At 66.7% G+C, this 25,803-nt stretch carries 28 protein-coding genes and 1 riboswitch; of the genes, 18 read left to right on the top strand and 10 right to left on the bottom strand.

The genetic code is table 11. The features are described from left to right. Positions 1-36: 36 nt before the first annotated feature. Together Q9R14_RS11175 and Q9R14_RS11170 are read left to right on the top strand one after the other, a co-directional pair. Positions 37-441, top strand: coding sequence for a PTS sugar transporter subunit IIA (locus tag Q9R14_RS11175; RefSeq protein ID WP_017506133.1), 405 nt, complete (start codon positions 37-39; stop codon positions 439-441). Beyond that, on the top strand, positions 438-710 hold the full coding sequence (locus Q9R14_RS11170; protein WP_017506134.1) for an HPr family phosphocarrier protein: 273 nt from the start codon (positions 438-440) through the stop codon (positions 708-710). The genes Q9R14_RS11175 and Q9R14_RS11170 overlap by 4 nt, the downstream gene beginning before the upstream one ends. Before the next feature lie 39 nt (positions 711-749). Here Q9R14_RS11170 and Q9R14_RS11165 read toward each other — a convergent pair whose 3' ends face one another. Together Q9R14_RS11165 and Q9R14_RS11160 are read right to left on the bottom strand one after the other, a co-directional pair. After that, a complete protein-coding gene (locus Q9R14_RS11165) occupies positions 750-1,475 on the bottom strand; it encodes an ABC transporter permease (RefSeq protein ID WP_306002434.1) in 726 nt (241 codons plus the stop codon). Beyond that, positions 1,472-2,419, bottom strand: coding sequence for an ABC transporter ATP-binding protein (locus tag Q9R14_RS11160; RefSeq protein WP_306002433.1), 948 nt, complete (start codon positions 2,417-2,419; stop codon positions 1,472-1,474). The genes Q9R14_RS11165 and Q9R14_RS11160 overlap by 4 nt, the downstream gene beginning before the upstream one ends. 97 nt (positions 2,420-2,516) lie before the next feature. On the opposite strand from Q9R14_RS11160, the gene Q9R14_RS11155 reads away from it, so the two are divergent. Then, the gene (locus tag Q9R14_RS11155) at positions 2,517-3,017 is read left to right on the top strand and encodes a DUF2975 domain-containing protein (RefSeq protein WP_306002432.1); all 501 of its coding nucleotides are present in this window, start codon (positions 2,517-2,519) and stop codon (positions 3,015-3,017) included. Then, complete coding sequence (locus Q9R14_RS11150; protein ID WP_306002431.1) at positions 3,017-3,244, top strand: helix-turn-helix transcriptional regulator; 228 nt, start codon at positions 3,017-3,019, stop codon at positions 3,242-3,244. The genes Q9R14_RS11155 and Q9R14_RS11150 overlap by 1 nt, the downstream gene beginning before the upstream one ends. Before the next feature lie 46 nt (positions 3,245-3,290). Here Q9R14_RS11150 and Q9R14_RS11145 read toward each other — a convergent pair whose 3' ends face one another. Then, the gene (locus tag Q9R14_RS11145; protein WP_306002430.1) at positions 3,291-4,391 is read right to left on the bottom strand and encodes a phytase; all 1,101 of its coding nucleotides are present in this window, start codon (positions 4,389-4,391) and stop codon (positions 3,291-3,293) included. Between the two features lie 241 nt (positions 4,392-4,632). Between Q9R14_RS11145 and Q9R14_RS11140 the strand changes: the two genes are divergently transcribed. Together Q9R14_RS11140 and lpdA are read left to right on the top strand one after the other, a co-directional pair. Next, on the top strand, positions 4,633-7,482 hold the full coding sequence (locus Q9R14_RS11140) for a TonB-dependent receptor (RefSeq protein ID WP_306002429.1): 2,850 nt from the start codon (positions 4,633-4,635) through the stop codon (positions 7,480-7,482). A 178-nt stretch (positions 7,483-7,660) separates the two neighbouring features. Next, on the top strand, positions 7,661-9,067 hold the full coding sequence (lpdA, locus tag Q9R14_RS11135; protein ID WP_306002428.1) for a dihydrolipoyl dehydrogenase: 1,407 nt from the start codon (positions 7,661-7,663) through the stop codon (positions 9,065-9,067). Positions 9,068-9,127: 60 nt separating this feature from the next. Here the strand turns inward: lpdA and mutS are convergent, their stop codons facing one another. After that, on the bottom strand, positions 9,128-11,809 hold the full coding sequence (mutS, locus tag Q9R14_RS11130; RefSeq protein WP_306002427.1) for a DNA mismatch repair protein MutS: 2,682 nt from the start codon (positions 11,807-11,809) through the stop codon (positions 9,128-9,130). A 50-nt stretch (positions 11,810-11,859) separates the two neighbouring features. Further along, positions 11,860-12,069: riboswitch (cobalamin riboswitch) on the top strand. Between the two features lie 144 nt (positions 12,070-12,213). On the opposite strand from mutS, the gene Q9R14_RS11125 reads away from it, so the two are divergent. Continuing rightward, a complete protein-coding gene (locus tag Q9R14_RS11125) occupies positions 12,214-14,031 on the top strand; it encodes a TonB-dependent siderophore receptor (RefSeq protein ID WP_306002426.1) in 1,818 nt (605 codons plus the stop codon). Here the strand turns inward: Q9R14_RS11125 and Q9R14_RS11120 are convergent. The 3 genes from Q9R14_RS11120 to Q9R14_RS11110 all read right to left on the bottom strand — a co-directional run bounded on the left by Q9R14_RS11120 (position 14,015) and on the right by Q9R14_RS11110 (position 16,331). After that, positions 14,015-14,935 carry an aldo/keto reductase gene (locus Q9R14_RS11120; protein ID WP_306002425.1) on the bottom strand — a complete coding sequence of 307 codons (921 nt, stop codon included), beginning with the start codon at positions 14,933-14,935 and terminating at the stop codon, positions 14,015-14,017. The genes Q9R14_RS11125 and Q9R14_RS11120 overlap by 17 nt on opposite strands. Before the next feature lie 95 nt (positions 14,936-15,030). After that, entirely contained in the window at positions 15,031-15,666 is a 636-nt protein-coding gene (gene maiA / locus Q9R14_RS11115) for a maleylacetoacetate isomerase (RefSeq protein WP_306002424.1), read from the bottom strand. Next, on the bottom strand, positions 15,663-16,331 hold the full coding sequence (locus tag Q9R14_RS11110) for a fumarylacetoacetate hydrolase family protein (RefSeq protein ID WP_306002423.1): 669 nt from the start codon (positions 16,329-16,331) through the stop codon (positions 15,663-15,665). Before Q9R14_RS11110 ends, maiA begins: the two co-directional genes overlap by 4 nt. A gap of 137 nt (positions 16,332-16,468) precedes the next feature. Between Q9R14_RS11110 and Q9R14_RS11105 the strand changes: the two genes are divergently transcribed. The 7 genes from Q9R14_RS11105 to Q9R14_RS11075 all read left to right on the top strand — a co-directional run bounded on the left by Q9R14_RS11105 (position 16,469) and on the right by Q9R14_RS11075 (position 20,674). Beyond that, complete coding sequence (locus Q9R14_RS11105; protein WP_017506144.1) at positions 16,469-16,813, top strand: YqjD family protein; 345 nt, start codon at positions 16,469-16,471, stop codon at positions 16,811-16,813. Next, a complete protein-coding gene (locus tag Q9R14_RS11100; protein WP_242077850.1) occupies positions 16,813-17,223 on the top strand; it encodes a hypothetical protein in 411 nt (136 codons plus the stop codon). Before Q9R14_RS11105 ends, Q9R14_RS11100 begins: the two co-directional genes overlap by 1 nt. A gap of 97 nt (positions 17,224-17,320) precedes the next feature. Next, positions 17,321-17,500 (top strand): DUF1328 domain-containing protein, encoded by a 180-nt coding sequence (locus Q9R14_RS11095; protein WP_039243970.1) that lies wholly within the window; start codon positions 17,321-17,323, stop codon positions 17,498-17,500. Between the two features lie 140 nt (positions 17,501-17,640). Beyond that, complete coding sequence (locus Q9R14_RS11090) at positions 17,641-18,264, top strand: hypothetical protein (RefSeq protein WP_306002422.1); 624 nt, start codon at positions 17,641-17,643, stop codon at positions 18,262-18,264. Positions 18,265-18,266: 2 nt separating this feature from the next. Further along, positions 18,267-18,569, top strand: a complete 303-nt coding sequence (locus tag Q9R14_RS11085) for a transcriptional regulator (RefSeq protein ID WP_039243973.1) — start codon at positions 18,267-18,269, stop codon at positions 18,567-18,569. Between the two features lie 21 nt (positions 18,570-18,590). After that, the gene (locus tag Q9R14_RS11080) at positions 18,591-19,370 is read left to right on the top strand and encodes a tyrosine-protein phosphatase (RefSeq protein WP_306002421.1); all 780 of its coding nucleotides are present in this window, start codon (positions 18,591-18,593) and stop codon (positions 19,368-19,370) included. Next, complete coding sequence (locus tag Q9R14_RS11075) at positions 19,367-20,674, top strand: anthranilate synthase component I family protein (RefSeq protein ID WP_306002420.1); 1,308 nt, start codon at positions 19,367-19,369, stop codon at positions 20,672-20,674. Before Q9R14_RS11080 ends, Q9R14_RS11075 begins: the two co-directional genes overlap by 4 nt. Before the next feature lie 2 nt (positions 20,675-20,676). Here Q9R14_RS11075 and Q9R14_RS11070 read toward each other — a convergent pair whose 3' ends face one another. The 3 genes from Q9R14_RS11070 to Q9R14_RS11060 are packed head-to-tail and all read right to left on the bottom strand — an operon-like array spanning position 20,677 to position 22,182. Further along, on the bottom strand, positions 20,677-21,228 hold the full coding sequence (locus Q9R14_RS11070) for a pilus assembly protein (protein ID WP_306002419.1): 552 nt from the start codon (positions 21,226-21,228) through the stop codon (positions 20,677-20,679). Further along, the gene (locus Q9R14_RS11065) at positions 21,218-21,763 is read right to left on the bottom strand and encodes a TadE/TadG family type IV pilus assembly protein (RefSeq protein ID WP_045810666.1); all 546 of its coding nucleotides are present in this window, start codon (positions 21,761-21,763) and stop codon (positions 21,218-21,220) included. Before Q9R14_RS11065 ends, Q9R14_RS11070 begins: the two co-directional genes overlap by 11 nt. 8 nt (positions 21,764-21,771) lie before the next feature. Further along, positions 21,772-22,182 carry a pilus assembly protein N-terminal domain-containing protein gene (locus Q9R14_RS11060; protein WP_306002417.1) on the bottom strand — a complete coding sequence of 137 codons (411 nt, stop codon included), beginning with the start codon at positions 22,180-22,182 and terminating at the stop codon, positions 21,772-21,774. Positions 22,183-22,419: 237 nt separating this feature from the next. Between Q9R14_RS11060 and Q9R14_RS11055 the strand changes: the two genes are divergently transcribed. From Q9R14_RS11055 to Q9R14_RS11040, 4 genes are all read left to right on the top strand, one after another. Next, complete coding sequence (locus Q9R14_RS11055) at positions 22,420-22,602, top strand: Flp family type IVb pilin (protein ID WP_045810664.1); 183 nt, start codon at positions 22,420-22,422, stop codon at positions 22,600-22,602. 99 nt (positions 22,603-22,701) lie between these two features. Continuing rightward, positions 22,702-23,220: a prepilin peptidase gene (locus tag Q9R14_RS11050; RefSeq protein ID WP_039244111.1), complete on the top strand. Its 519-nt coding sequence runs from the start codon at positions 22,702-22,704 to the stop codon at positions 23,218-23,220. Positions 23,221-23,338: 118 nt separating this feature from the next. Then, positions 23,339-24,256 (top strand): Flp pilus assembly protein CpaB, encoded by a 918-nt coding sequence (cpaB, locus tag Q9R14_RS11045; RefSeq protein ID WP_185225269.1) that lies wholly within the window; start codon positions 23,339-23,341, stop codon positions 24,254-24,256. Positions 24,257-24,267: 11 nt separating this feature from the next. After that, positions 24,268-25,800 (top strand): type II and III secretion system protein family protein, encoded by a 1,533-nt coding sequence (locus tag Q9R14_RS11040; protein WP_306002416.1) that lies wholly within the window; start codon positions 24,268-24,270, stop codon positions 25,798-25,800. Positions 25,801-25,803 lie beyond the last annotated feature (3 nt).

Genomic DNA, 25,803 nt, shown 5'->3' with positions numbered 1-25,803 from the left:
TGGAACGGTTCGGGGCGGGATGCGAGTGAAGTCCTCATGATCGGTCTGGTGATCGTCACCCACGGCGGGTTGGCGTCCGAGTTTCTCTCCGCCATGGAGCATGTGGTCGGCCCGCAGCGCGGCGTCGCGGCCATCTGCATCGGCCCTGACGACGACATGGAGCGTCGGCGTCGCGACATCGTCGATGCGGCCGCGGCCGTAGACGACGGCGAAGGGGTCATCCTGCTGACCGACATGTTCGGCGGAACGCCATCGAACCTGGCGATTTCGGTGATGGAACAGACGCGCGCCGAGGTCATCGCCGGCCTGAACCTGCCCATGCTGATCAAGCTGGCCAGCGTGCGCGGGCGCGAGACGCTGGAATCCTGCGTCGCCCATGCGCAGGACGCCGGGCGCAAATACATCTCCGTCGCGTCCTGGGTGCTCGCAGGCGAAAAATGACCGTCACCGCGACCCTGAACATCTGCAATACGCGCGGCCTGCACGCCCGCGCCTCGGCCAAGTTCGTCAAACTGGCCTCCAGCTTCGAAAGCGAGATCCACGTCACCCGCGACGGCGTGACGGTGGACGCGCGCTCGATCATGGGCCTGCTGATGCTGGGCGCCGGCATCGGCTGCAGCATCGACGTCTCCGCCGAAGGCCCGGACGCCGAAGAGGCGATGGAGGCCTTGACCGATCTGGTCGCGCGCAAGTTCGACGAGGATCAGTAAAGCAAGATCGTTTTCCTCCGGTTTGACCCTGGCGTCTGACTACAGCACCTCTCGCCTGGCGAGGTGGGCGATTGCGATCAGCAGCACGACGGTTCCCAGACCGCCTCCAAGCGCCAGGGCGGTGTGCACGCGCCAAAGGTCGCCCGCCAGAACGTTGATCGGCATCTGCCAGGGGAAGAACGCACCCTGCTTGGCCGATGTGGCGACGACCGAGAAGAAGGTTCCGCCGATCCCGAGCGCGAGCGCCGGGACGAAGCTCGAATAGCGCAAGGCCGTCCAAAGCTGGATCGCGATCAGCAGGATCGCCGCCAACATCACCTTTCCGACGGTCGCGACCTGTGCGGCGATATCCAACGCTCCGGTGGGCGTCAGCACGGGTTTGATCGCCGCCGCCGCCGCCGTTGCGCCCATCGACAGCAACAGGTTGAGCAGGCTCATCGCAACAACCACGACGATGACGCAGACGGCTTTTGCGGCGTAGATTTTCCAGCGCGCCACCGCGAGAGCGCGCAGGTGATCCCAGGCGCGCGGCCCATGCTCCATATGGGCGACGAGCGCGGTCAGGGCCGTCACGCTCATGGGCAGCATGAAGAAGGCCCAGATCGCCATCGATCCCTGCATCACCATCTCCCAGGACGGCGGCCTGTCGCCTCTCAGCATGTTGAAGAAGAGGAAGATGGCGATCAGCGTCGGCGCGGCCAGAGCCAGCAGGGCGGCCAGCGAGCGTTTGAGTTTGCGGGCTTCGACGGACAGGACGGCGATCATCGCACGGTCTCCGGTTGGCGGTTGCTTGTCGGTCGGCAGACGTCGCGATAAATCCCTTCGAGCGAGCGGGCGCGCGGCCCGATGGCGAAGACGGACAAGCCGGCGTCGATCAGTGCTCGGTTCAACTCTGCGGATTTGCGGTCTGCATCATCGCCTGAGCGCAGTCGGGCCGTCAGCCCGCCGTCGTCCTGCCCCGCCTCCACCGCAAGGTCCCAGCCCCGCAGCACCGCCGTCGCCTTGACCGGATCGTCGATGCGTACGGCGATCTCAGGCGCCAGTTCCGACTTCAGTCGCGACAACTCCCCTTCCAGCACGAGCCGGCCTTCGTTGACGATGCCGATGTGGGTGGCGGTCTGTTCGATCTCGCCCAGCAGGTGGCTGGACAGCAGCACGGTCGCTCCGGTCCGCTCCGGCAGCGCCTTCAGGAACCGACGCATGTCGGCGATGCCGTCGGGATCGAGGCCGTTGGTCGGTTCGTCCAGCACCAAAATCGGCGGGGCCCCCAGCATGGCGCGTGCGAGGCCGAGCCGTTGTCGCATGCCCAGAGAATAATCGGACATTCGGCGCCCGGCGGCGTCATCCATCTCGACCACCTCCAGCACCCGATCGACTTCCGTCTGGGCGACGCCCAACAGGGTGCGCGTCAGCTCGAGGTTCTCGCGCCCGGTAAGATTGGCGTAGAACCCGTGCGCCTCCAGCAGCGCCCCGACCCGGCGCGCGGCGCCGATGCGGTCGAGGGCGACGTCCATACCGTCGATCACGGCGGAGCCGGCGCTGGGTCGGACAAGGCCCAGCAGCATCCTGAGCGTCGTCGTCTTGCCCGCCCCATTCGGTCCGAGAAAGCCATAGAAGGCGCGTTCCGGCACAGTCATCGAAATCCGATCCACGGCCGTCCGACGTCCGAACAGGCGTGTCAGGTCACGCGTCTCGATCGCTGCGCCCATCTTTCTCCACCCGTTTCCGTTTAACTCTTAGATAAAGTTGCAGATCGTGAGTCTTTAAGTCAAGATTAAAGAGAGTTCAGATTTTGAGGGCGCCGACATGGCTCAAAACGATATCGCCGGCTTCCGCCGCCTCTGCGGCCGCTTCCGCTGGCTAGCAATCTTCATGGTTGTCAGCGTGAGCGTGGTCCTGGCCCTGGTGCACGTGATCGGCCCCTTGGTGCTGGGCCTGCGTGGCGTGATTCCGGATTTCGGCCACGTCATCCTCGGCCAGATCATCCGGGCGGCGCCGTCGATCTGCTATCTGTTCGGCGTCTGGTCTATCGGTCGCGCAATGGGGCAACTGCAGGAGGGCCGCCTGATCCAGCCGACATTGGCAAGCGCCCTTCGTCGGGTGGGGCTGATGCTGGTCATCGGCGGCGTCTTGCAGGTCTTTGTCGTCACCAACCTGCTCCGTCTGATTGCCGAGAGCCGGGGCGGCTATCTTTACTGGGATGTCGGCGCCATGACCCTGGGCATGATCGGCGGCGCCCTGTTCCTGCTTGGACGGGTCGTGGACCAGGCGGACCATGTGCAGGCCGAACTCGACGAGATGATCTGATGCCTGTTCGCGTAACCCTCGACGCCCTGATCGTCAGGAAGGGGCTCAAAGCCCGCGACCTCGCCGCAGAGGTCGGGCTCAGCGAGACCCAGTTGTCGCTTTTCCGTTCAGGCAAGGTGAAGGGAATCCGCTTTCGCACCCTGGCCAAGCTCTGCGCCGCACTGGACTGCCGCCCTGGCGACCTTCTCGACTACGTCTTCGATCCCATCGACAGCGAGCCAGACTAGGAAAATGGCGAAACCTGCGATCCTGTCTGAGGACTGAGCAAATGAGCTATAGCCCCAGCGCCCGTCGTATGTCGCGCCAGTCGATGTATTTGAAGTTCTGCGTGCCGACATCGTTGACGTCGTCCTGGATGACGACGAGGCCGTCGGGGAAGGGGCCGACCTGACCGCTGGCGGCCGCCAGGCCATCGGTGCCGGTGACGCCGTCTACCGCGCCGTCCACGACCTTGAACCGGCCCTTGTATTCGGGCGACGCGCCGTCGATGCGCCAGACGGGGAAGGTGGAATCGCCCTGGCTGGAGGCGATCAGGTAGCGGCCCGAGGCGTCGGTGATCGTGGTGAGGCCTTCGGCGTCGGCGACCAGGATGTCCTTGGCGATGGGCTGGATCAGGGTGCGGGCCGCGCCCGAGGCCGGGTTCAGGCTATAGCGCCACAGGCCGACGTTCTCCTCGTTGATATAGAGGGCGTCGGAGGCTTCGTCGGCGGCGCAGCCTTCGGAGATGGTTCCGATCTCGGCGGTGCGGACCAGGCGCGCCGTGGGCTGGCCGGCGGCGTCCACGCCCAGGATGAACTGGCGAAGCTCGCCCTCGTGCCCGACCAGGATGGCGTGAACCTCGGCGCCGCGCCGCGCAAAGCAGAAGCCGTAGGGTTCGACCACGTCGGTGGCGACCGCGCCCCAATAGCGCACGCCGTTCTGGCCGGTCCCGGCCGGGTCGAAGGTGTAGAGGGAGATGCCGGTCTTGCCCGGCGTGCGGTCGCTGGCGCCCAGCACCACCTGCGGACGGCCGCCGACCGATAGGCCCTCGACCACATCGACGTTGTTCAGCAGGCCCTCGGGCAGGAACTGCAGGATCTTGCCGTCGAAGCCGTAGATGTAGAGGCCGGATTTCTTGTCCGTGCCGGCGACGAAGCCGGGCGTGGATTGACCCATGATCGTGACCGGCGAAGCGCTGGCCCATACGGCGGGGTCGTCGGCGGCGTCCTGACCCGCCGTGCCGACCGACGGGGTTTCCAGCACGGCCATAACCGGGGCGCCCGGACCGACGAAGCCTGCGCCCTCGCCCTGATAATCGACCTCATGCGTGGCGCAGGCGGCGAGCAGGGCCAAGGCGGCGCAGGCGCTCAGCGAGCGGGTGAGGGAAGGGCGCATGTCGGTCTCCAGACGATCTGGACGCGTCCCTGTGGCCAAGCCGCCTGTGGGTCAACGGCGTGGGCGTGACGGTTCGGCGTCGGTTCAGTGACTGATGTTCCGCCAAGGGATCAAGCGTCGCCGTTCCGTCGGAAAACCGCGAACGAGGCGTCGCGAAATCGTCGCGGTCGCGTCGCCGCCGAAGGTTAAGCGGCCCCTCCATCGGCTGAAGCGAAACGTCGCTCGCCGAAGGGGACCTGACATGAAACTGAACCTGCTGATGGGCGCTGCCTTGGCGCCGATGATTTTGGCGCCGCTGGCCATGCCCGCCCATGCCGATGTCGACGCCGTGGCCTCGGCATCAACTGCGGTCGCCGGCGACGTGATTTACGGCCGGGTGACCAACGCCGCCGGCGCACCCCTGCCGGGCGCCGAGGTTCTGGTGCGCGGGACCAGCCAGCGGGCCGTGACCAACACCCAGGGCGAGTTCACCCTGCCGACCGCCAGCGGTGCCATGGTGCTGGAGGTCAACTATCTGGGCCTGCCCTCGACCAGCCAGACGGTCGTGACGACGCCGGGCGAAGACGCCAATGTCGCCATCGTGCTGGGCGTCCAATCTGCGACGGACGTGGCCGATGTGATCGTGACGGGCGTCATCACCGACGGCGTCGCCCGCTCGCTGAACCAGCAGAAGAACGCCGACGGCACGGTCAACGTCCTGTCGGCCGACGCCATCGGCCGCTACCCCGACCCCAACGTGGCGGAATCGCTGCAACGCGTTCAGGGCATCGCCATCCAGCGCGACCAGGGCGAAGGCCGCTACATCAACGTGCGCGGCGCGCCGGCCGCCTTCACCGCCGTATCGGTGGACGGGGTCGCCATTCCGGCGGTGTCGCCCACGACCCGCGCCGTCGATCTGGACACCCTGCCTTCGGACATCGTCTCCAGCGTCGAGGTGTCCAAGACCCTGACGCCCGCCCAGGACGCCGATTCCATCGCCGGCGCCGTGGACATCAAGACCCGTTCGCCCTTCGACAAGCGCCGCTTGGCCGTCAGCGGCTATGCGGGCGGCAGCTACAACGACTACGGCGGCCAGGACTATCGTGCGGGCGCGAACGTCTCCAACGTCTTCGGTCCGGACCAGACCTTCGGCGCCCTGGTGTCGGTCAGTTTCTCCGAGACCAACCGCCGGCCGGATAACGTCGAGAACGGCTGGGTCCTGATCAACCGCAACGCCGCGCAGGGCGGCGGCCAGGTCTGGGGTCTGGAGAACACCCTGTTCAAGGACTACGAGACCGAACGGACCCGCAAGGCCGTGACCGGCGCGCTTGAATGGCGGCCCAGCGACGCGATCCGTCTGTGGGTCAAGGGCTCCTACGCCCAGTTCCGCGACGACGAGTTCCGCAATACGCTGAACTTCACCTATAGCGACGGAACGCTTCAGCCGGGTTCGACCGACACAAGCGCGACCTTCACCAACGCCCGCATCTACAAGCAGCTGCGTCACCGCATCCAGGAGAACGACATCTCCACCCTGGTGCTGGGCGGCGAGCAGACGTTCGGCAATGGGGCGGTCTGGGACGGCGCCCTGTCGTTCGCCAACAGCAAACAGACCTATCCGCACCGCGACGAGCTGGTTTATCGCTCCAGCGCGACGACCCTGTCCTACAACACGGCGGATCACTATCATCCGACCTATTCGGCCTTCAGCGAGCCGACCGGCTTCTATCTGAACGCCAACAATTACAGCTTCCGGGAAAACACCTTCCGCTCGAACACGACCGAGCAGGACGATGTGGCGTTCAAGACCAATCTCGAACTGCCGACCGTGATCGGCGGCCGCGAGGTCGAGCTGAAGTTCGGCGCCAAATACAGCACCCGCGACGTCACGGCCGATGAAGAGCGGTTCCGCGACCGGAGCGCGGCCGCCAGCTCCGGCGCCCTGGCCCCGCTGCTGAGCGATCGTCCGTCGCAGAACTACGATTACAATCTGGGCTTCAAGTTCGATGCGAGTCTGGTGACGGACTATTTCGATCGCGTCCGCGCGGGCTCGACCAACCCCGACCCGGCCGCCGGCGTGCGCCGCATTCCGCAGTCGATCACCGCCGACTATACGGCGCAGGAAGACATTCTGGCGGGTTACGGCCAGGCCCGGTTCGATATCGGCGCGACCAATGTGCTGGTCGGCCTGCGTGTCGAGAAGACCGACTTTGAAGGGGCGGCGACCAGCGTGGCGCTGTCCGGCGCCCAGAGCCCGGTCAAGGTCGAGCGCGACCAGACCGACGTCTTCCCGAACCTGACGCTGCGCCACAGCTTCAGCGATCAGCTGGTCGGTCGTTTCGCCCTGACCCGCGCCATTTCGCGCCCGGACTATACCGACATCGTTCCGCGCGTTCTGGAAACCACCGACAGCGGCCGCACGACGGTGACGCGCGGCAATCCCGATCTGAAGCCGACCCTGTCGAACAACGTCGATGCGGGGCTGGAATACTATCTGCGTCCGCTGGGCGTGATTTCGGCCAACGCCTTCTACAAGGACCTGTCGAACTACCGCTTCACTCTGGTGACGGACGGCGTGCCCTATGTCACCCCGACCACCACGGTCGCCCAGGTCACCGAGGCCCGCAACGCCCGTGACGGCCATATCGCCGGCATCGAGTTCAACTGGCAGCAGACGTTCGACTTCCTGCCGGGCTGGGCGTCGGGCTTTGGCGTCTTCGCCAACTACACGCTGACGGATGCGGAGATCAAAACCAGCCGCGCCTTCGCCGGTCGCGACACCTTCGTGCTGCCGGGTCAGTCGGACGAGACCTATAACGCCGCCCTGTTCTACGAACGGTACGGCTTCAGCGCGCGCGTTTCCTATACGCACCGCAGCGACTTCCTCGAGGCGATCGACGCGACCAACCCCGGCAAGGACCTCTATGTCGAGGGTCGCGGCCAGCTGGACTTCACCGCCAGCTACGACTTCGGCAATGGGGTGGAAGTGTTCGGCGAGGCCAAGAACCTGACCGACAGCGCGGGCGTGCGCTACTACGGCGTCAAGGAGCGGACCTACGAGTACGAGAAGTTCGGCTACAACGTCTTCCTGGGCGTGCGTTTCAAGCTCTGAGCGCGCCGGTCAGGCATGATCGAAGGGCGCGGGCGGCGACGTCCGGCCCTTTTTCGTGGTATCCGCCTCTCCAATTGGTCGAAACGCGGTCCCATATGGGCTCCAGCGGTTGACCCGTGCGGGGTCGGCGCTAGTGTCCGCGCGCCTTTCTCCGCGCGCCAGAAGACCAGAGGATACCATGGCCGAAGCCACCGCCGCCTACGACGTCGTCATCATCGGCGGAGGCCCTGGCGGCTATAACGCCGCGATCCGGGCGGGCCAGCTGGGCCTGAAGGTCGCCTGCGTTGAGATGCGTTCGACGCTGGGCGGGACCTGCCTGAACGTCGGCTGCATGCCGTCCAAGGCCCTGCTGCATGCGTCGGAACTGTGGAACGCCGCCAACACCGAATTCGCCAAGATCGGCATCGAGGTCCAGCCCAAGCTGCACCTGGACCAGATGCACAAGGCCAAGGACGACAGCGTCACGGCCCTGACCAAGGGGATCGAGTTCCTGTTCAAGAAGAACAAGGCCGACTGGATCAAGGGCAAGGGCAAGATCGTCGGTAAGGGTAGGGTCGAGGTGACGGCCGCCGACGGTTCGGTCCAGACGCTGGACGCCAAGAACATCGTCATCGCCACCGGCTCGGAGCCGACCCCGCTGCCCGGCGTCGCCTTTGAAGACGGCAAGGTCATCGATTCCACCGGCGCCCTGTCGCTGCCGGCCGTGCCCAAGAAGCTGATCGTGGTCGGCGCGGGCATCATCGGTCTGGAGTTGGGTTCGGTCTGGCGCCGTCTGGGCGCCGAGGTCACGGTGGTGGAGTTCCTGGACCGGATCACGCCCGGCATGGACACCGAGGTCGCCACCGCCTTCCAACGCACCCTGACCAAACAGGGCATGAGCTTCAAACTGGGCGCCAAGGTCACCGGCGCCAAGTCGGGCAAGGACGGGGTGGAACTGACCGTCGAGCCGTCGGCCGGCGGCGCCGCCGAGACGATCAAGGGCGACGTTGTGCTGGTCGCCATCGGCCGTCGTCCGTATACGGACGGTCTGGGTCTGGAGAGCGTCGGCGTGACGCCGGACAAGCGCGGCTTCATCGACCATGACCATTTCAAGGTCGCGGACGGCGTATGGGTGATCGGCGACGTGACCCATGGTCCGATGCTGGCGCACAAGGCGGAAGAGGACGCCGTCGCCGTGATCGACACCATCGCCGGCAAATATGGCCACGTCGATTATGCGCTGGTGCCCAGCGTCGTATACACCTTCCCCGAAGTGGCCTGGGTCGGTCAGACTGAGGACCAGCTGAAGGCGGCCGGCGTTCAGTACAAGAAGGGCAAATTCCCCTTCACCGCCAACAGCCGCGCCAAGATCAATCACGAGACCGACGGCTTCGTGAAGGTTCTGGCCGACGCCGCGACCGACAAGGTGCTGGGCGTCCACATCATGGGCCCGCAGGCCGGCGAGATGATCCACGAGGCCGCCATCACCATGAGCTTCGGCGGCGCGTCGGAGGACATCGCCCGCACCTGCCACGCTCACCCGACCCGTTCGGAAGCCGTCCGTCAGGCGGCGATGGATGTCGAAGGCTGGATGATGCAGGCCTGATCCGAAACGGATCGACACTTCAAGCAAGGCCCGGACGGCGACGTCCGGGCCTTCGTCACATCAGGCCAGGCCCTTCAGCCGATAGAGCGCCTCCAGCGCCTCGCGGGGGGTCAATTCGTCGGGGTCGACGTCGCGAAGGGCCAGTTCCACGGGAGAGGGGCCGCGCATCGGTTCGGGCTCGGCGACGGCGAACAGGGGGAGGTCGTCCAGGCGGGCGGCGGCGGCCTTTTCGCCTTCCAGCCGGTTCAGCACCGAGCGGGCGCGGGCGACGACGGAGCCGGGCACGCCGGCCAGTTTCGCGACCTGGACGCCGTAGGAGCGATCGGCCGCGCCGGGCGCCGCCTCGTGCAGGAAGACCAGTTCGCCGTTCCACTCGCGCGCGACCATGGACAGGTTGCAGACGTGGTCCAGCCGCGTCTCCAGCTGGGCCAGCTCGTGATAATGGGTGGCGAACAGGGTGCGCGCCCGGTTGGTCTCGTGCAGGGCCTCGGCCGTGGCCCAGGCGATGGCCAAGCCGTCGTAGGTGGCGGTGCCGCGCCCGATCTCGTCCAGAACGACGAAACTGTGCGGCGTGGCCTGGGTCAGGATGGCGGCGGTCTCGACCATCTCCATCATGAAGGTGGAGCGGCCGCGGGCCAGGTCGTCGCCGGCGCCGACGCGGCTGAACAGCCGGTCCACCACGCCCAGCTGCATCGAACGGGCGGGGACGAAGGCGCCGGCCTGGGCCAGGATCACCAGAAGCGCGTTCTGGCGCAGGAAGGTCGATTTACCCGCCATGTTCGGGCCGGTGACGATGGCCAGGCGCGATCCGTCCTGACCCGACCCGTCCAGCCGGGCGTTGTTGGGGGTGTAGGGATCGCCGCCCGCCTTGACCGCCGCCTCGACCACCGGGTGGCGGCCGGCCTCGACGCAGAAGGTCAGGGTGTCGTCCACGATCGGGCGGGTCGCCCCAACTTCCTGGGCCCATTCGGCGAGGGCGGCGTGGGCGTCCAGTTCGGCGAGCGCCTCGGCGACGGCCTGCAGCGGCTGGGCCAGGCGGGCGGCCTCGCGTCGCCAGCCCTCGAAGGTCTCGCCTTCGATGGCCAGGGCGCGGTGGCCGGCCTGGCTGATCTTGGCGTCCAGCTCCGACAGTTCGACGGTGGTGAAGCGAACCTGGGCCGCCAGGGTCTGGCGGTGGATGAAGGGGCTGTCGGGCCCGGCGCGGAGCAAGGATTCGGCGGCCTTGGCGCTGGTTTCGAGGAAATAGCCCAGGACGGCGTTGTGCTTGATCTTGAACGGCACGCCGGACTCGGCGACGGCGCGGGCCTCAAGATCGGCGACGACGCGGCGGCTGTCGTCGCGCAGGGTGCGGGCGGCGTCCAGTTCGGGGCGATAGTCGGGGCGCACATAGCCGCCGTCGCGCGCCAGATGGGACGGCTCGTCCACCAGGCCGTCGATCAGGTCGGCCTTCAGCCGCGAGACGTCTGGCGACAGGGTCAGGCGGTCCAGCGCCGAGGCGATGCGGCGCGGCTGGCCGGTCAGGGGATCGACCTGACCCACGAACAAGCCAGCGACGCCCTCGGCGATCGACAGGCCGGTGCGCACGGCGGCCAGATCGCGTGGGCCGCCCCGACCCAGCGCCAATCGCCCGACGGCGCGGGCGATGTCGGACGAGGCCTTCAGCGCATCGCGCAGGTCGCGACGCAGGTCGCGGCGCTCCAAGAGCCATTCGACGGCGTCGAGCTGTTCGTTGATGGCCAAAGGATCGCGCAGGGGCCGGGCGATGCGTTCGGCCAGGGCCCGGGCGCCGCCCGAGGTGACGGTGCGGTCGATGCAGGCCAGCAGGCTGCCCTCGCGCTCGCCGCGCTGGGTGCGGTCGATCTCAAGGCTGGCGCGGGTCGCCGGGTCGATGGCCAGAAAGCCGCTTTCGCCCAGACGGCGCGGCGGGGCCAGGGCAGGGACCTTGCCGGCCTGGGTCGTCTCCAGATAGGCGGCGATCAGACCCAGCGCCGAGACCTCGGCCTCCTCGAAGGCGCCGAAGCCGTCGAGCGCCGAGACGCCGTACAGGCGTTCGACCCGCGCCCGCGCGGCCTGCGGTTCGGCGATGGCGCTGGCCAGCGCCTGGACCACGCCGCCTGAGCCGTCCAGCGCGTCGCGGGTGGCTTCGTCCGAATACATCCGGTCGGTGACCAGGACTTCGGACGGCCGGAAGGCGGCCAGCGCCGCGCCCAGATCTTCGATGGCGCAGGCGACGCTGTCGACCGCACCGGACGACAGTTCGACCACGGCGACGGCCGCCCGACCTTTACGCACCGCGACCGCCGCCAGACGGTTGGCGCCGCGCGCGTCCAGCAGGCTGTCTTCGGTCAGGGTGCCGGGGGTGACGACCCGGACCACGCCGCGATGCACCACGGCCTTTCCGCCGCGCTTCTTGGCCTCGGCGGGGTCTTCCAGCTGTTCGCAGATGGCGACCTTGTGGCCGATGCGGATCAGCCGCGCGAGATAGCCCTCCATCGCATGGACCGGCACGCCGGCCATCGGAATGTCCTCGCCCTGATGCTTGCCCCGCTTGGTCAGGGTGATGCCGAGCGCCGCAGCCGCGACCTCAGCGTCCTTGAAGAACAGCTCGTAGAAGTCGCCCATGCGGAAGAACAGGATGGCGTCCGGCTGGCCCGCCTTGGCTGTCAGATATTGCGCCATGAACGGCGTCGCGCCTTCCAGCGAGGCGGCGATTTCAGGGGGGTGGGAGACGGGCTCGTTCATGTGGCCACAGGGTGACGGATCGCGCCCGGCGGCTCAAGGCCGTTAACCGGCTCTTGCACAGGCTTGTCGGCCCTGCGATAGGCCGCTTCAGGCGGTTAAGGGAACACGGTGTGACGCCGTGGCTGTGCCCGCAACTGTAGGCGGCGAGAGCGTCGTCCGTCCGGGGTTTCGATCCCGGCGCCACTGGGTGACTGGGAAGGCGAGGATGGCGGTTTACGACCCGCAAGCCAGGAGACCTGGCCGCCGACGTCGCTCGCTCCTGTCCGGGACCAGACAGCAGCGCGGTTTCTCCGTGGAAGCGACCCGATCTTGCGCCGTCCAGACCCTCAAGCGGTCTGGCGGGTCGGTTCGCTCATGGCGGTCTCTCGCGCGCACTCGCGGGACCGAACACGGGGTATCGCTCAATGAAGCGTTCCATTCTTCTTTCGACGGCGGCGATTGCGGCCGCCTTCGCCGCGCCTGCCTTTGCCGAGGACGCGACCCAGCTGGACGAGGTGATCGTCACCGCCACCCGCATCCCGGCCATTGTCGCCGACACGCCCGGCGCCCGCGTCATCGACGGCAAGACCATCGAACAGCGCGGCGCGATCTTCGCCGCCGACATCCTGGCCGATGTGCCGGGTCTGTCGGTGACGCGTTCGGGCGCTTTCGGCGGCGTGGCCCAGGTGCGGATGCGCGGTGCGACGCCGGGTAAGACCCTGGTTCTGGTCGACGGCGCGCCGGTCAACGATGCGGCAGAGCCGAACGGCGCCTATGACTTCTCCAGCTTCGAACTGGCCGATATCGCGCGGATCGAAGTGCTGAGCGGCCCGCAGTCGTCGTTGTGGGGATCCGACGCCATCGGCGGGGTGATCTCCTTCACGACGCAAGAAATCGACGGCCTGCGCGCCGAAGCCGAGGCCGGCAGCTTCGACACCGTGCGCGGCCGCTTGTCGGCCGGGGTTGCCAACGAGACCTACGCCTTCAGCGCCTATGCCTCACGGTTCGACACTGACGGGATTTCGGCGGCGGACGAGGCGGACGGCAACACCGAGGCCGACGGGTTCCGCAGCACGACGCTCGGCGCCAAGGGCCGCTATGTCCTGTCCGATGCGGTCAAGGTCGATGGATCGGTGCGCTGGAACAAATCCAAGGCCGATATCGACGGGTTCCCGGCGCCGAACTATGCGCTGGCCGACACCGACGACACCCAGGAAGGCGAGCAGTGGTCGGGCTTCGGCCGGGTGACGGCCAAGGCGTTCGGCCTGACGCATCAGTTCAGCGTTTCGGCGTCGGATCTGGATCGCAGCTCGGTCAGCGGCGGCTTCGGCTCGACCTTCACCGGCGACCGTCAGGCCTATCGCTGGCAGGCGAACGGCCAGGCGCAGGACATCGACTATGCGTTCGGCGTGGAGCGGAACGAGGCCTCGGCGGCCCTGTCGTCGGGCCTGTCGCGCGACCTGTCGATCACCTCGGTGTTCGGCGTGGCCCAATACGATGTCGGCGCGCTGAACCTGACCGGCGGACTGCGTTATGACGACACCGACGATTTCGGCTCCAAGACGACGGGGCGGGTGTCGGCGGCCTATGATCTGGCCGGCGGCTTCATCCTGTCGGGCGCCTACGGCACGGGCTTCAAGTCGCCGACGGTCAGCCAGGCGGTCTGCGACTTCTGCTTTGCGCCTCGGTCCGACTTAAAGCCGGAAACGGCCGACAGCGTCGAGATCGCCCTGGGCTGGGCCTCGGCCGACGGTCGGTTCGACGGGCGGGCGACCCTTTATCGCCTGAACGTCGAGCACCAGATCACCTATTCGGCCGGTCGCTACATCAACGTCGCCAAGACGCGTTCGGACGGGTTCGAGCTGGAAGGCCGCGCCCTTCTGGGCGGCGGGTTCGACCTGACCCTGGCCTATGCCTGGACCGACGCGACGGACCGCACGACAGGCGCGCGCCTGCTGCGCGTGCCGGAACACGCGGGTTCGGCGACCCTGGGCTGGACGGGCGACCGTCTGTCCGGCGCCCTGACGGTGCGGGCGGAAGGCGATCAGGACGACAGCGGCGGCTTCTCGACCGTGGCGCGCGACGGCTTCGTCACCGCCAATCTGAACGCGGCCTATGAACTGACCGATCAGGTCACCCTGACGGCGCGGATCGAGAACCTGGGCGACGAACACTATCAGCAGGTGTTCGGATACGGCGAGCCGGGACGGTCCGGCTATGTCGGGATCAGGCTGCGCTACTGATCCGGGCGCGGGCGTCGGCGGTGAAGGCCGCCGGCGCCTCGAGCGCCAAAGCCGCCCAGTCCAGATTGGGACAGGGGGCGTGGGCGGCGGCCAGGATGGCGCGCAGTTCGGCGGCGGAGGCGACGCTGGCCACGACCTTGTCGACGCCGGGAAGGGCCAGGGCGTAACCCAGAGCCGCCTGCATCGGATCGCAGCGCTGCTCGGCCAGACGCCGGCGCGTGCGCGACAAGGCCTGGGCATGACTGGCCAGTTCGGCGGGCAGATCGTCGCCGCCCGCAAACAGCAGGCCGCCGGCGAAGACCGAAGACAGGTGGACCGAGGCGCCCGTGTCGGCGATGGCTTCCAGCACGCCGTCCTGCGCCGCGCGCTGGTCCAGCAGACTGCACGGCACCTGGACCACATCGGCTTCCAGGCGACGGGCCAGAAGCGCAGGCCCGTCCTCAATCGTGGCGCAGAAGCCAATGCGGCGGAACAGGCCGCGATCCTTCAAGCTGCGGGCCCGGTCCCACAGGGCGCGGCCCTCGGCGCCGGCCAGATCGGCGGCGTTGGAAATCAGCAGAACATCGCCGCGCGGCAGGCCCATCCGCTCCAGCGAACGGCGAGCGCGGGCCTCGACCCGGTCCAGACCTTCGTTGAGCGCAACGGTGCGGACCGTGACCTGGAAAGGCGAGGGGAAGGGCCAGGCCTGACCCAGCAGGCGTTCGCCGTCGCCCTCGGGCCGGGTGGCGATCAGTTTGACCCCGGCGTCGGCCCCGGTTTGCAGCAGGAAACGCATGGCTTCTTCGCGGGCGCCGGAGGGCGCGCTCATGAAGGCGCCGGGCGCGCGCTCGGGCTCGGTCACCACGGCGAGGGCCAGGCGATGGATGGGCGACGACGCCGAAGGTGTGGCGGGGGAATACGACACGCCCGACACTATGATCGCCAATGCTTAAGGGACGCTGAGCGAGACCTTAAGCGAACCCTACTTATCCACCGCTGATATGCGCACTGAGGCGAAAATCAGGCGTCGGCGTCCGGCTGCAAGTCCGGGTGGGCCGAGGCGAAAGCGGGGTGGGCCATGGCAATCTGTTCGACCGCCAGCAGGCGCGGCCAGGGCGACAGGACCATGTTGAAGCGTCGTGCCGAATACATCTGTGGAATCAGATAGCAATCGACCAGGGTCGGGGCGTCGCCGAAGCTCCAGCCGGCGCCGTGACGCGCGACCAGCGCCTCCAGCGCGTCGAAGCCCGGCGCGATCCATCCTGCGGCCCAGGCGTCTACGGCGGCCTGATCGGCGTTGAACTCAGACCGGATGGCCTTCAACACGCGCAGATTGTTGAGCGGATGAATGTCGCAGCCGATCAGCGCGGCCATGGCGCGCACGGTCGCCCGGTCGTTCGCCCCCTTCGGCAGCAGGGCCGGTTCGGGGTGGGTTTCCTCCAGCCATTCCAGAATGGCCGGGCTCTGGGTCAGGATCAGGTCGCCGTCCTGAAGCGCGGGAACCATGCCCTGCGGGTTCAACGCCACATAGTCGGGCGTCTTCTGTTCGCCCTTGCGCAGGTCGTGAGCGGCGTTGTCGTAGGTGATCCCCTTCAGGTTCAGGGCGATGCGAACGCGGTAGCTGGCGCCCGAGCGCCAATAGCCGTGCAGGATCATGGCTGGATCTCGAAGCTGAGCGTCTCAAGCCCTTCGATGGTCACGACGACGCGGTCGCCCGGCTTGACCGGACCGACGCCGGACGGGGTGCCGGTGAAGATCAGATCGCCGGCTTGCAGCGACCACAGGGCGGCGGCGGCCGCGACGATCCGGTCGGGGTTCAGGATCATGTCGTTCAGGACACTGTCCTGTCTGGTTTCGTCATTGACGCTGAGGCGGATGGCGCCGTCGGGCGACGGCAGGGCGCCCAGGGTGATGGGGCCGCAGGGCGCGGACTGATCGAATCCCTTGGCGGCGTCCCAGGGGCGGCCCGCCTTCTTGGCCTCGGCCTGAAGATCACGGCGGGTCAGGTCGCAGCCGACGGCCCAGCCGACAATAGCGACTCCGCCGTCCTCACTCGGCCCGATCGCGGCGACCAGTTCGGCCTCGTAGTGCAGGTTCGCGGTCGCCGACGGATAGGATGGATTAGCGCCGTCCGAGACGATGGCGTCGCCCGGCTTGGTGAAGAAGAAGGGCGTCTGCTTGTCGGGGTCCGATCCCATTTCGCGCGCATGGGCGGCGTAGTTCTGGCCCACGCACAGGATGCGGCGAACGGGGAACCGCTGGTCCGATCCGACGATCGGCAAGGACGGGGCGGGGCGGGGCGCGAACAGCCATTGGGTCATGGTCACCGTTCTAGTGCGGCGAAAAGCCCGTGGCGAGAGGCGCACGCCCGACCCAACTAAAGGAACCTCGTTGCGCATGTGGCGTTGCAACACGGGGTTCTCTATTCTACCGCCAAGCTTTCAACGGAGCGCGCACCATGGCCACCACCAAGGCCCGAGAAGACATCAAGGCCGACCTGAAGACCCTCAAGGAGGATCTGAAGACCGGCGCCCGCGAAGAGACCCAACGCCTGCGCGACAAGGCCGCCGAGGCCGAAGCCAAGCTGCGCGCCAAGAGCGACGAAGTCCGCGAGCAGGCCCGCAGCTATTATGACGAGGCCCGCGTGAAGGGTCGCGAATATTACGACGACGCCGCCGAACGCTTCGACGAGGCGCAACGCTATGTCGTCGAACGCGTGCAGGAGCGTCCGCTGCAATCGACCGCCGTGGCGCTCGGCGTCGGCGTCATCCTGGGCATGCTTCTGGCCGGCCGCCGCCGCTGATGTTCAAGAGCATCGTCAAAAAGCTGGTGGCGACGGCCGTCGTCGCCGCCAGCGTGTTTCTGGCCGTCGTGTTTCTGGGCGTGGCCATCTTCTATGCGCTCAGCCTGACGCTGACGCCGCTCGGCGCGGCGGCCGTGACGTTCGGTCTGTTCGCCCTGGTCGCCCTGATCGTGGCGCTGGTCTTTCTGAAGGGCGACAAGCACGACGAGGCGGACGAAGAGGACGAGCCCGAAGGCCTGCTGGGCAAGATCATCCACATCGTGCGCGAGCGTCCGGTCGTGGGCGCCGTGGGCGGTTTGGGCGCGGCCTTCCTGCTGCTGCGCAACCCGGCCTTGGCGGCGATCGTCGCCAGCATGGTCGCGGATCGCAAGATGGATCAGGGCGGCTATTCGCGGCGTCGCCGTCGATAGGCGATGGAACGGCCGGGCGACCCTGGCGTTGATGATGCAGACCGACGAACGGCTCCCGGGTCGCCGACGGCAACATCAACTCAGGAGAGCTAAACCCATGATGCGCTGGGCAATTATCTTCCTCGTCGTGGCCCTCGTCGCGGCCGTTCTCGGCTTCGGCGGCATTGCGAACTTCTCGTTCGAGATCGCCAAGTTCGTCGCCGTCGTGGCCATTATCCTGTTCGTCATCGCCCTGGTGGCCGGCGGACTGCGTGGACGCGGCGCGCCGCGACTATAGGCTAAAGACGCCAAGTCGAACGAGGGGCGGAGCCGAAGGCTTCGCCCTTTTTTCATACGCAACGCGGCCTAAAAAGAAAGAACTTTACAAAACAAAGAGAATGAGCGATGCTGCCTCAACGGTTCGAGGAGGAGAGCATCATGACCCGCGAGACCCAAGCCATTCAGGACGACATCGCCTATATGCGCAGCCTGGCCCACGAAGGGCGGCATGCGCCGCTTCTAGCCGGCCCGATCCTCGTGACGGCCGGCATCGTGTTCGGAATGACCAGTCTGGTCCAATGGGCCATCCAATCCGGCCTCGTGCAGCTCAATCCCTGGTCCCAGCTGTGGGTGTGGATCGTCGCAGCGGTCGTGTTCGCCGTCGCCCTGACTGTCCTGATCGGCCGCATCAAGACCAAGCCCGGCGTCAACTCCGCCGGAAACAAGGCGGTCGGCGCGGCTTGGGAGGGCGTGGGCTACGGGATCTTCGTCACCTGGCTGGCGCTCGTCGCTCTGTCCTTCAAGACCGGCCAGTGGTCCTGGATGGCGGTGATGCCGACGGTGGTTCTGGTCGCCTATGGTTCGGCCTGGATGATCGGCGCGGCGATGACACGGACGCGCTGGATGTCCTACACGGCCTTGGCTTCCTACGTCGGCGCGGTCGCCGTCGCCTGGTTCATGGGCAGCGCCACGATCTATCCGGTCTTCGCCGTGATCCTGTTGGCGGTGGCCCTGGTCCCGGGCATCGTCTTGATGCGTCAGGAACCATCGGAGGTGGTCTGAGCATGGCCGACGACTTCGACATCAGCCGGATCGACGACGTCATTCACGGGCGCATCCGGCTGGGGATCATGGCCTATCTGTCCGGGGCCGGATCGGCGGACTTCACCACCCTGAAGACCCGGTTGCAGACCACGGACGGCAATCTGTCGGTCCATCTGCGAAAGCTGGAAGAAGCGGGGTTCGTCGCCGTCTCCAAGAGTTTCAACGGGCGCAAGCCGCTGACTGAGGCCAGTCTGACTGATCAGGGACGCGACGCCTTCGTCGCCTATCTGGATGCGATGGCGGGCCTGCTGCCAGAGCGGTGAACATAGGCTAGAAGCGCGGTCATGACCGACCGCCTTCACGCCTTCGAGGCCATCGACAACTTTCGGGACTATGGCGACTACGCCACGGCGGCCGGGCGGCGCGTAAAGCCCGGCCGTCTGCTGCGTTCGGCCCACCACGCGCGGGCCAGCGAGGCGGATCTGGAGCGGCTGAGGGCGCTGGACATCGGGGCCGTGGTCGATCTGCGCCGACCCGGCGAGCGCCGCGATCAGCCGTCGCGCCGGCCTGAAGGCTTCAGCGGGGAGGTCATTGAGGGCGGCGTGGACGACGGGGCCGAGGCGCCGCACCTCACCTTTCTGAAGACCGCCGACCTAACGCCGGACTCCGGCCGGCGCTTCATGACCCAGACCTATCGCAGCCTTCCGTTCGACTCGTCGCATCAGGATGTGTTCGGCCGCTATTTTCAGGCGCTGGCGGATCAAGACCGGCCCGTGGTGATCCACTGCGCGGCGGGCAAGGACCGGACGGGGTTTCTCGCCGCCCTGACCCACCATCTGCTGGGCGTGTCGCGCGACGACATGGTCGAGGACTATCTGCTGACCAACACCGCCGTCGATCTGGCGGGCCGGGCGCCCGGCATCGCCAAACAGTTGCACAGGATGACGGGTCGGGTCGCGTCGGACGACGCGATCGTCGCCTTCCTGGGTGTCGAGGCCGCCTATCTGGAGGTCGCCTTCGCCGAGGTCGAGGCGCGGCACGGCTCGGTGGACGCCTATCTGAAAGAGGCGCTGGGCGTCGATACGGCGCGTCGCGACCGGATTTTGGAGCGGCTGACCGCGTGAGCGAGGTTTTCAGCCACACCGTCACGCGCGCCGCGCCCTGGATCGATCCGGTCGCGGTGGCGGCGGGTCTCGGCGGCGATGACGGCGCCTTGGCCCTGCTGTCGGGCGGCGGGCCGGGCGGCCGGTGGTCCCACGTCGCCCAGGCGCCGGACGTGGTCCGGGTCGGCCCGGTGGATGACGCCGCGCCGTTCGAGGCGCTGCGGGATCCGCTGTTTGCCACCGGGGTCGTCGGTCTGGCCGCCTATGACGCCGGCGCCCGGCCGGCCACCGGACCGCGCGAGACGATCTGGCCCGACCTGATGCTGGCCCGCTATCCCGCCATGCTGAGCTTCGATCATCTTGAGCGCTCGGTGTTCGCCACGGGAAGAGGCGCGACGGCGGAGAAGGCCACAGCGGCGGCCGAGCGGGCCCTGACCTGGCTGGCGACGGCCGCGCGGGTCGTGACCCCATCCGCGCCGGCCGACCAGTTTGAGGCCGAGGCGCCGGCAAGCGCCTACCGCGACGCGGTCGCGGATGTGGTGGAGCGCATCGGGGCGGGGGAGCTGTTCCAGGCCAATCTCGCCCGGGCCTGGTCCGGAAAGCTGAGTCCCGGCCGCAATCCGTTCGAGGTGTTCCTGCGACTGCAAAAGGAGCGGGCGTCGCCGTTCGGGGCCTATTGGCGGGTCGGGGATCGGGTGCTGGTGTCGAACTCCCCCGAACTGTTTCTCGCCTTCGATCCCGCCAGCCGCCACATCGAGGCGCGCCCGATCAAGGGCACGCGCGCGCGTGCGAGCGACCCCGATCAGGACCAGGCCCTGGCGAGCGAGCTTCGGGCCAGCCTCAAGGATCGAGCGGAAAACCTGATGATCGTGGATCTGATGCGCAACGATCTGGCGCGCGTCTCACGGCCCGGCTCGGTCCAGGTGGAGACGCTGTTCGAAGTCGAGCACCACCCGACGGTGCATCATCTGGTCTCGACCGTGACGGGGGAGGCCAAGACAGCGGTGGGGCCGGCCGAGCTGCTGGAAGCGACCTTCCCGCCAGGCTCGATCACCGGCGCGCCCAAACATCAGGCGATGAAGGTGATCGCCGCGCACGAACCGCCGCGCGGTCCCTGGTGCGGGTCGTTGTTCCTGATCGCGGACGGCGGCGCCCTGACCGCATCGGTCTTGATCCGAACCGCCGGTTTCGAACGGAAAGACGGCGTCTGGAACTATCGCACCCTCGCCGGGGCCGGCATCGTCGCGGACAGCGATCCGGCCGCCGAAGAGGCGGAAACGGACGTCAAGATTTCAGCGATGCTACAGGCGCTGCTCGGCGTCTGAGCCTAGCAGTCAGTGCAGACGATCAAATCTGTGGTGCGAGGACGCAAATAGGCCATTCGCTTGAAGCGAGTGGCTGAGGGCGCGATTTGATCGAAGGGCGAGTCGAAATCGTAGTTGGCCTCGGCGATGATGACCGACTCGTTGGCGGCCAGCATGTCGGCGGGGATCTTCGCCTCCGCCACTGTCAACTTGGTCGTAATCCCATCCCCAATGCTCCAATCGACCCGGTAGCTGTTGGTGTCTACGCGGGTGACGCTGCTCACCCTCTGCCTCAGGGTCGTTGCAGCAAAGGGCGACATAATTACATTGCCGATGGCGAAGACGTCACCCATCTGGGCCTTAGTAATCCTGTCATTCTGCGATGTCAGATCGGCGACCATCGCCGCGACGTGGTCAGTACGTTTTAACGCCATATAGGCCTGACAGTATTCGACCATGCTGAAATACATGATGATCAGGATCGGGGCGAGGAAGGCGAATTCGGTTGCAGCGACACCGCGGGTATCGAGCGCTAGCATACGCCAGCCAAACTGCCTGCTGGGTTTAGGACGCATTCCACGGCTCGTTCTGGAAAGCAGTGGCAGCCGTCAGCAAAACTTTGCCGGTGCCAACACGCGACACGGCTTGGCTAACGAAGGGTGTGGCGAGGGGATGGACATACCAGACACGCACCAGAACGATGTTTCCTGGTTTGCCGCCATTGTAGATAGTTTTGGTGTCGTCCAGTCCGCCATTCGCAACCGGATCGGTGGTGTCCGGCTTCGAGAACGCCGGGATGACCCGCACATCGACGGTGGCGCGGCTGGTGCAATCGTTCTTGAACAGGATCATGCGATTGCAAAGTTCGGTCTTGAACGCCGCCTTATCGAACCCCTTCGCCTCGGCCTGTCCCGTTCGGATCAGGCGACCGCTCTCCATCGTCGCCGTTTCCAGAACGGAATCCAGAATGAAGACGACGCCCAGTTCCAAGATCGAAAAGATCATGAGGAAGAAGGGAATGGCGACCATGGCGAACTCGACCGCAGCCGCGCCTTCGCGTTTGCGCTTCGAGCGCGCCGGATGCGATGTCGATGATCTCCAGGCCGGCATGACAGAAGTCAGGGCGCGGTCGAAGCGGCGGCGGCCGACGAGGATGAGGATCGGACGCTGGGCGTGCAGGAGGCGCCGCAGGCCATTTCGGTCGCCTGGGCGCCCCGCCAGACTCGAACCGAACCGGTCGAGCCGCCGGTCACTACGATTTCGCGTTTAAACAGGGTGCGGCCCACGCCGTCGACAGCGACCACCTCGGTGACGCCATAACCCTTGCCGACGATGAACATGGTGTTTGCGTCCACCAGTGACACATCGGCGATCTGAGAGTTACCGACAATGATAGAGGCGGCGGCCCCGCGAAGCTGGACACGCGTCGAGCGATCGATCTCGACATTCAGCGCGCCGTCCTGGGCGCTGGCGACGACGGGAGCGACGATGAGGGCGGCGGCGATCAGGAAGGACGGGATGCGAGACATCGGCGGCTCTTGATAGTGGCGCGTGTGAACGCGAACGCGCGCATGATGCAGCCGTGATCCTCAACAAAGGCTGAAGCGCAGGTATGAGAATTTTCTTTGGTAAATCTGCGCGTAACCAAACCTCGTGACTCAGATTTAACGGGCCTCGTGCATTTTGATCCTGCGTTTGGGGGTCAAGCGGGCTACCGGCTCCCCCCGCCAAGTTGCTCGCTAGACCATTTGAAAAAGGAACAACCCATGACCAAGTTCATCTCGCGCTTCGCCAAAGACGAATCGGGCGCCACCGCCATCGAATACGGCCTGATCGCTGCTCTGATCGCCGTCGCCCTGATCACCGTCCTTGGCACCATGAGCGGCAGCCTGAAGAACACCTTTACGAAGGTTTCGACCAAGCTGGACGCCGCAAACAACGCTGCATAACAGCGAATACTGCGACATTGCGAGGGCCGGGACGCAAGTCCCGGCCCTTTTTGCGTTGTGGAAACCCAACCTTAAGTCCTGTCGAACAAGATGCCGGTCATGGATATCCTGCTGCTCACCCTGCTCGGCGTCTTTCCGGCCCTGGTCATCGTCGGCGGTCTGCACGACCTGATCACCATGAAGATCCCGAATTGGATCTCGCTGGCCCTGATCGGAGCCTTCTTCCCCATCGCCTTTCTGATCGGCGCCGCGCCGATGGATGTCGCCATCCATGTCGGCATCGGGTTCGCGGCCTTGCTGGTCGGCATGGGCATGTTCGCCGCCGGCTGGATCGGTGGCGGCGACGCCAAGCTGCTGGCCGCGAGCTGTCTGTGGATGGGGATGAGCGGCGTCGCGCCCTTCTTGATCTACACCGGCATTGCGGGCGGCGCCTTCTGCCTGCTGCTGATGACCGCGCGTCAGTATTTTCCGATGGTCGCCCCGTCGGTGTCGCAGGGCTGGGTCATCAATCTGATGCAGCCCAAGGGCGATATTCCTTACGGCGTCGCCATCGCCATCGGCGCCCTGCTGGCCCTGCCCGAGAGCGGGCTGCTGCTGACCTTCGCCTCGGGTCGCTGACACCCCGTTGACCGGCGTTCGCGGCGCTTAGGAAGCGTTAACCCGCAAGGCCCATGATCGTTAACGGTAGGCGTCGGGGGATGAATCCGAAACATAGCGCCTGCTGGAGACATCCTGGATGAAGCCCGCCCGCATCGTCGTCATCTGTATCGCCGCCGTCTCGGCAATCGGTCTGGCCCTGGTGGTCCGGGCCATGGGGTCGTCGTCAAACGAACCCGCTGCACCCGCCGCCGCCGCGCCCGTTGAAGTCCGTCCGATGGCCAAGGTTCTGGTCGCCGCCAAGGACCTGGAACCCGGCAAGCGTCTGGTGGAGGCTGACCTGGAATGGAAAGATTGGCCCGTCGATGAAGTGAATCCCGTCTTCATCACCGACGGCTCTACCCCGGTTCCGGCCAAGCCCGCTGCGGAAAGCGCGGCAGAGAAGGCGACGGACGCCGTGAACCGCGTGACAAAGGCGGCGACGGAGCTGGCCACGACCGGCGCCAAGTCCGACTATATCGGCTCGGTGGTCCGCGAACCCATTCTGGCCGGCGAGCCGATCGTGTCGCGCAAGATCGTGCGGGCCGGCGACAGCGGCTATCTGGCCGCCTATCTGGAGCCGGGCATGCGGGCGATGGCCATCGCCGTGACGGTGGAATCCGCCGCCGGCGGGTTCATCCTGCCGGGCGACCGCGTCGATGTGGTGCTGACCGCCGAAACCAATCGCGACGGCGCCGTCGAGGGCGCGACCAAGTCCAAGTTCGCCTCGGGCGTCGTGCTGCAGAACATCAAGGTCCTGGCCATCGACCAGGCGACCCGCGTCGGCGACGACGCCCAGGCCGTGGTGGGCGCCACCGCGACCCTGGAAGTCCGGCCGCAAGACTCGGTTCTGCTCGCCCAGGCCAAGTCCGAGGGCGAACTGTCGCTGTCGCTGCGATCCTATGCCGACACCGCCGGACCGTCCGGCGCCACGCGCCGCCCCGTTGCAGCCGTTTCCCAACCCCAGGCCGTGCGCATCTATCGCGGCGGCGCGCCCGAAGTGGTGGCCGTGCCATGAGGACCCAACCGATGCGCCGATCCACGATGCGCAAGGCCGCCGCCGCAGCCGCCTGCGCCCTGCTCGCCACCTTGGCCGCCCCGGCCGGCGTCGCCCAGACCCGCGCCGCCGTATCGACGGGTGCGGCGCAGCGTCTGATCAATCTGCCGCGCGGCACCTCGTTCGCGGTGGATCTGCCCGCCGACGCTCGCGATGTCATCGTGTCCAATCCGCAGGTGGCCGAGGCCATGCTGCACTCGCCGCGCCGCATCACCGTCATCGGCATCGCGCCGGGTGAGACCGACGCCGTCTTCTTGGACGCAGCCGGCCGCACCATCCTGAGCCTGCGGGTTCGGGTGGACGCCGGCACCAGCGCGCTCCAGGACACTCTGGATCGCATGATCCCAGGGGGCGGCGTTAGGGCCGAGGCCGTCAACGACAGCATCATCCTGAGCGGCGTCGCCGAAAATCCGGCCCAATCGACTCAAGCCAGCCGCATCGCCGCCGCCTTCGTTTCGGCGCCGGAAAAGGTTCTGAACCTGATTACCGTGCCGGGCTCGGATCAGGTGACCTTGAAGGTGCGTGTGGTCGAGGTGCAGCGCAATGTCATCAAGCAACTGGGCTTCAATACCTCGGCGGTGCTGGGGCAGTTGGGTGATGCACAGTGGCTCTTGGGCAATGCGGCGACCTGGGGCGTCAACGGCGCCCTGCTAGGCGGCATCAGCGCCGGAACGTCGATAGACACGACGAAAAACTATCAGATGCAGCGTCCATGCGTTGGAGCGGGCTGGCAGCCCGGAGCCCTGTGCCCGTTCACGGTCAGAGGCCCGGAGGATTCTGTGAACTGGGATACCGCTCAACCCGGCACGGGGCCTGGATCGGATGGCCTGAACAAGGGCGAGGCTACCCTCAAGGCGTTCGAGCGTGTGGGCCTGCTGCGCACCCTGGCCGAGCCAAACCTTACTTCCGTCAACGGCGAAGCCGCCAGCTTCCTGGCCGGGGGCGAGTTCCCTGTGCCGGCCAGCCGCGACTCGCAGGGTCAGATCACCGTCCAGTATAAACCCTATGGGGTTGGCCTGTCTTTCCGCCCGGTGGTTCTGTCCGGGGGGCGCATCAGCCTGCAGGTCAAGGTCGAGGTGTCCGAACTGTCGTCGCAAGGCGGCCTGACGATTGGCGCGGGGACGCCTTCGTCGATCACCCTGCCGGGTCTGACGGTTCGCCGCAGCGAGAACACGATCGAAATTCCCTCGGGCGGATCGATGATGATCGCAGGCCTGCTTCAGGAAAACAGCCGCCAGACGGTGGACTCTCTTCCTGGCGTCACGAACCTGCCGGTGCTGGGATCGCTGTTCCGCTCGCGCGACTACCTCATGGGCGAGACCGAACTGGTCGTCATCGTCGAGCCCTATATCGTCAGCCCGACGTCGCCCGATCGGATGCAAACGCCAGCGGACGGCCTGCGGATCGCCGAGGACAGCCAGACCATTCTCTTTGGCCAGTTGAACCAGGTCTACGGGCTGCCGAATGCGCCCCCGGCGGGTTCAGTGGGCTATGTGATCGAGTGAGCA

The sequence above is a fragment of the Brevundimonas sp. C43 genome, assembly GCF_030732185.1.
Taxonomy (GTDB): domain Bacteria; phylum Pseudomonadota; class Alphaproteobacteria; order Caulobacterales; family Caulobacteraceae; genus Brevundimonas; species Brevundimonas diminuta_C.
The sequence above is the reverse complement of the archived record's forward strand: the minus strand, read 5'-3'. Positions and strand labels throughout refer to the sequence as shown.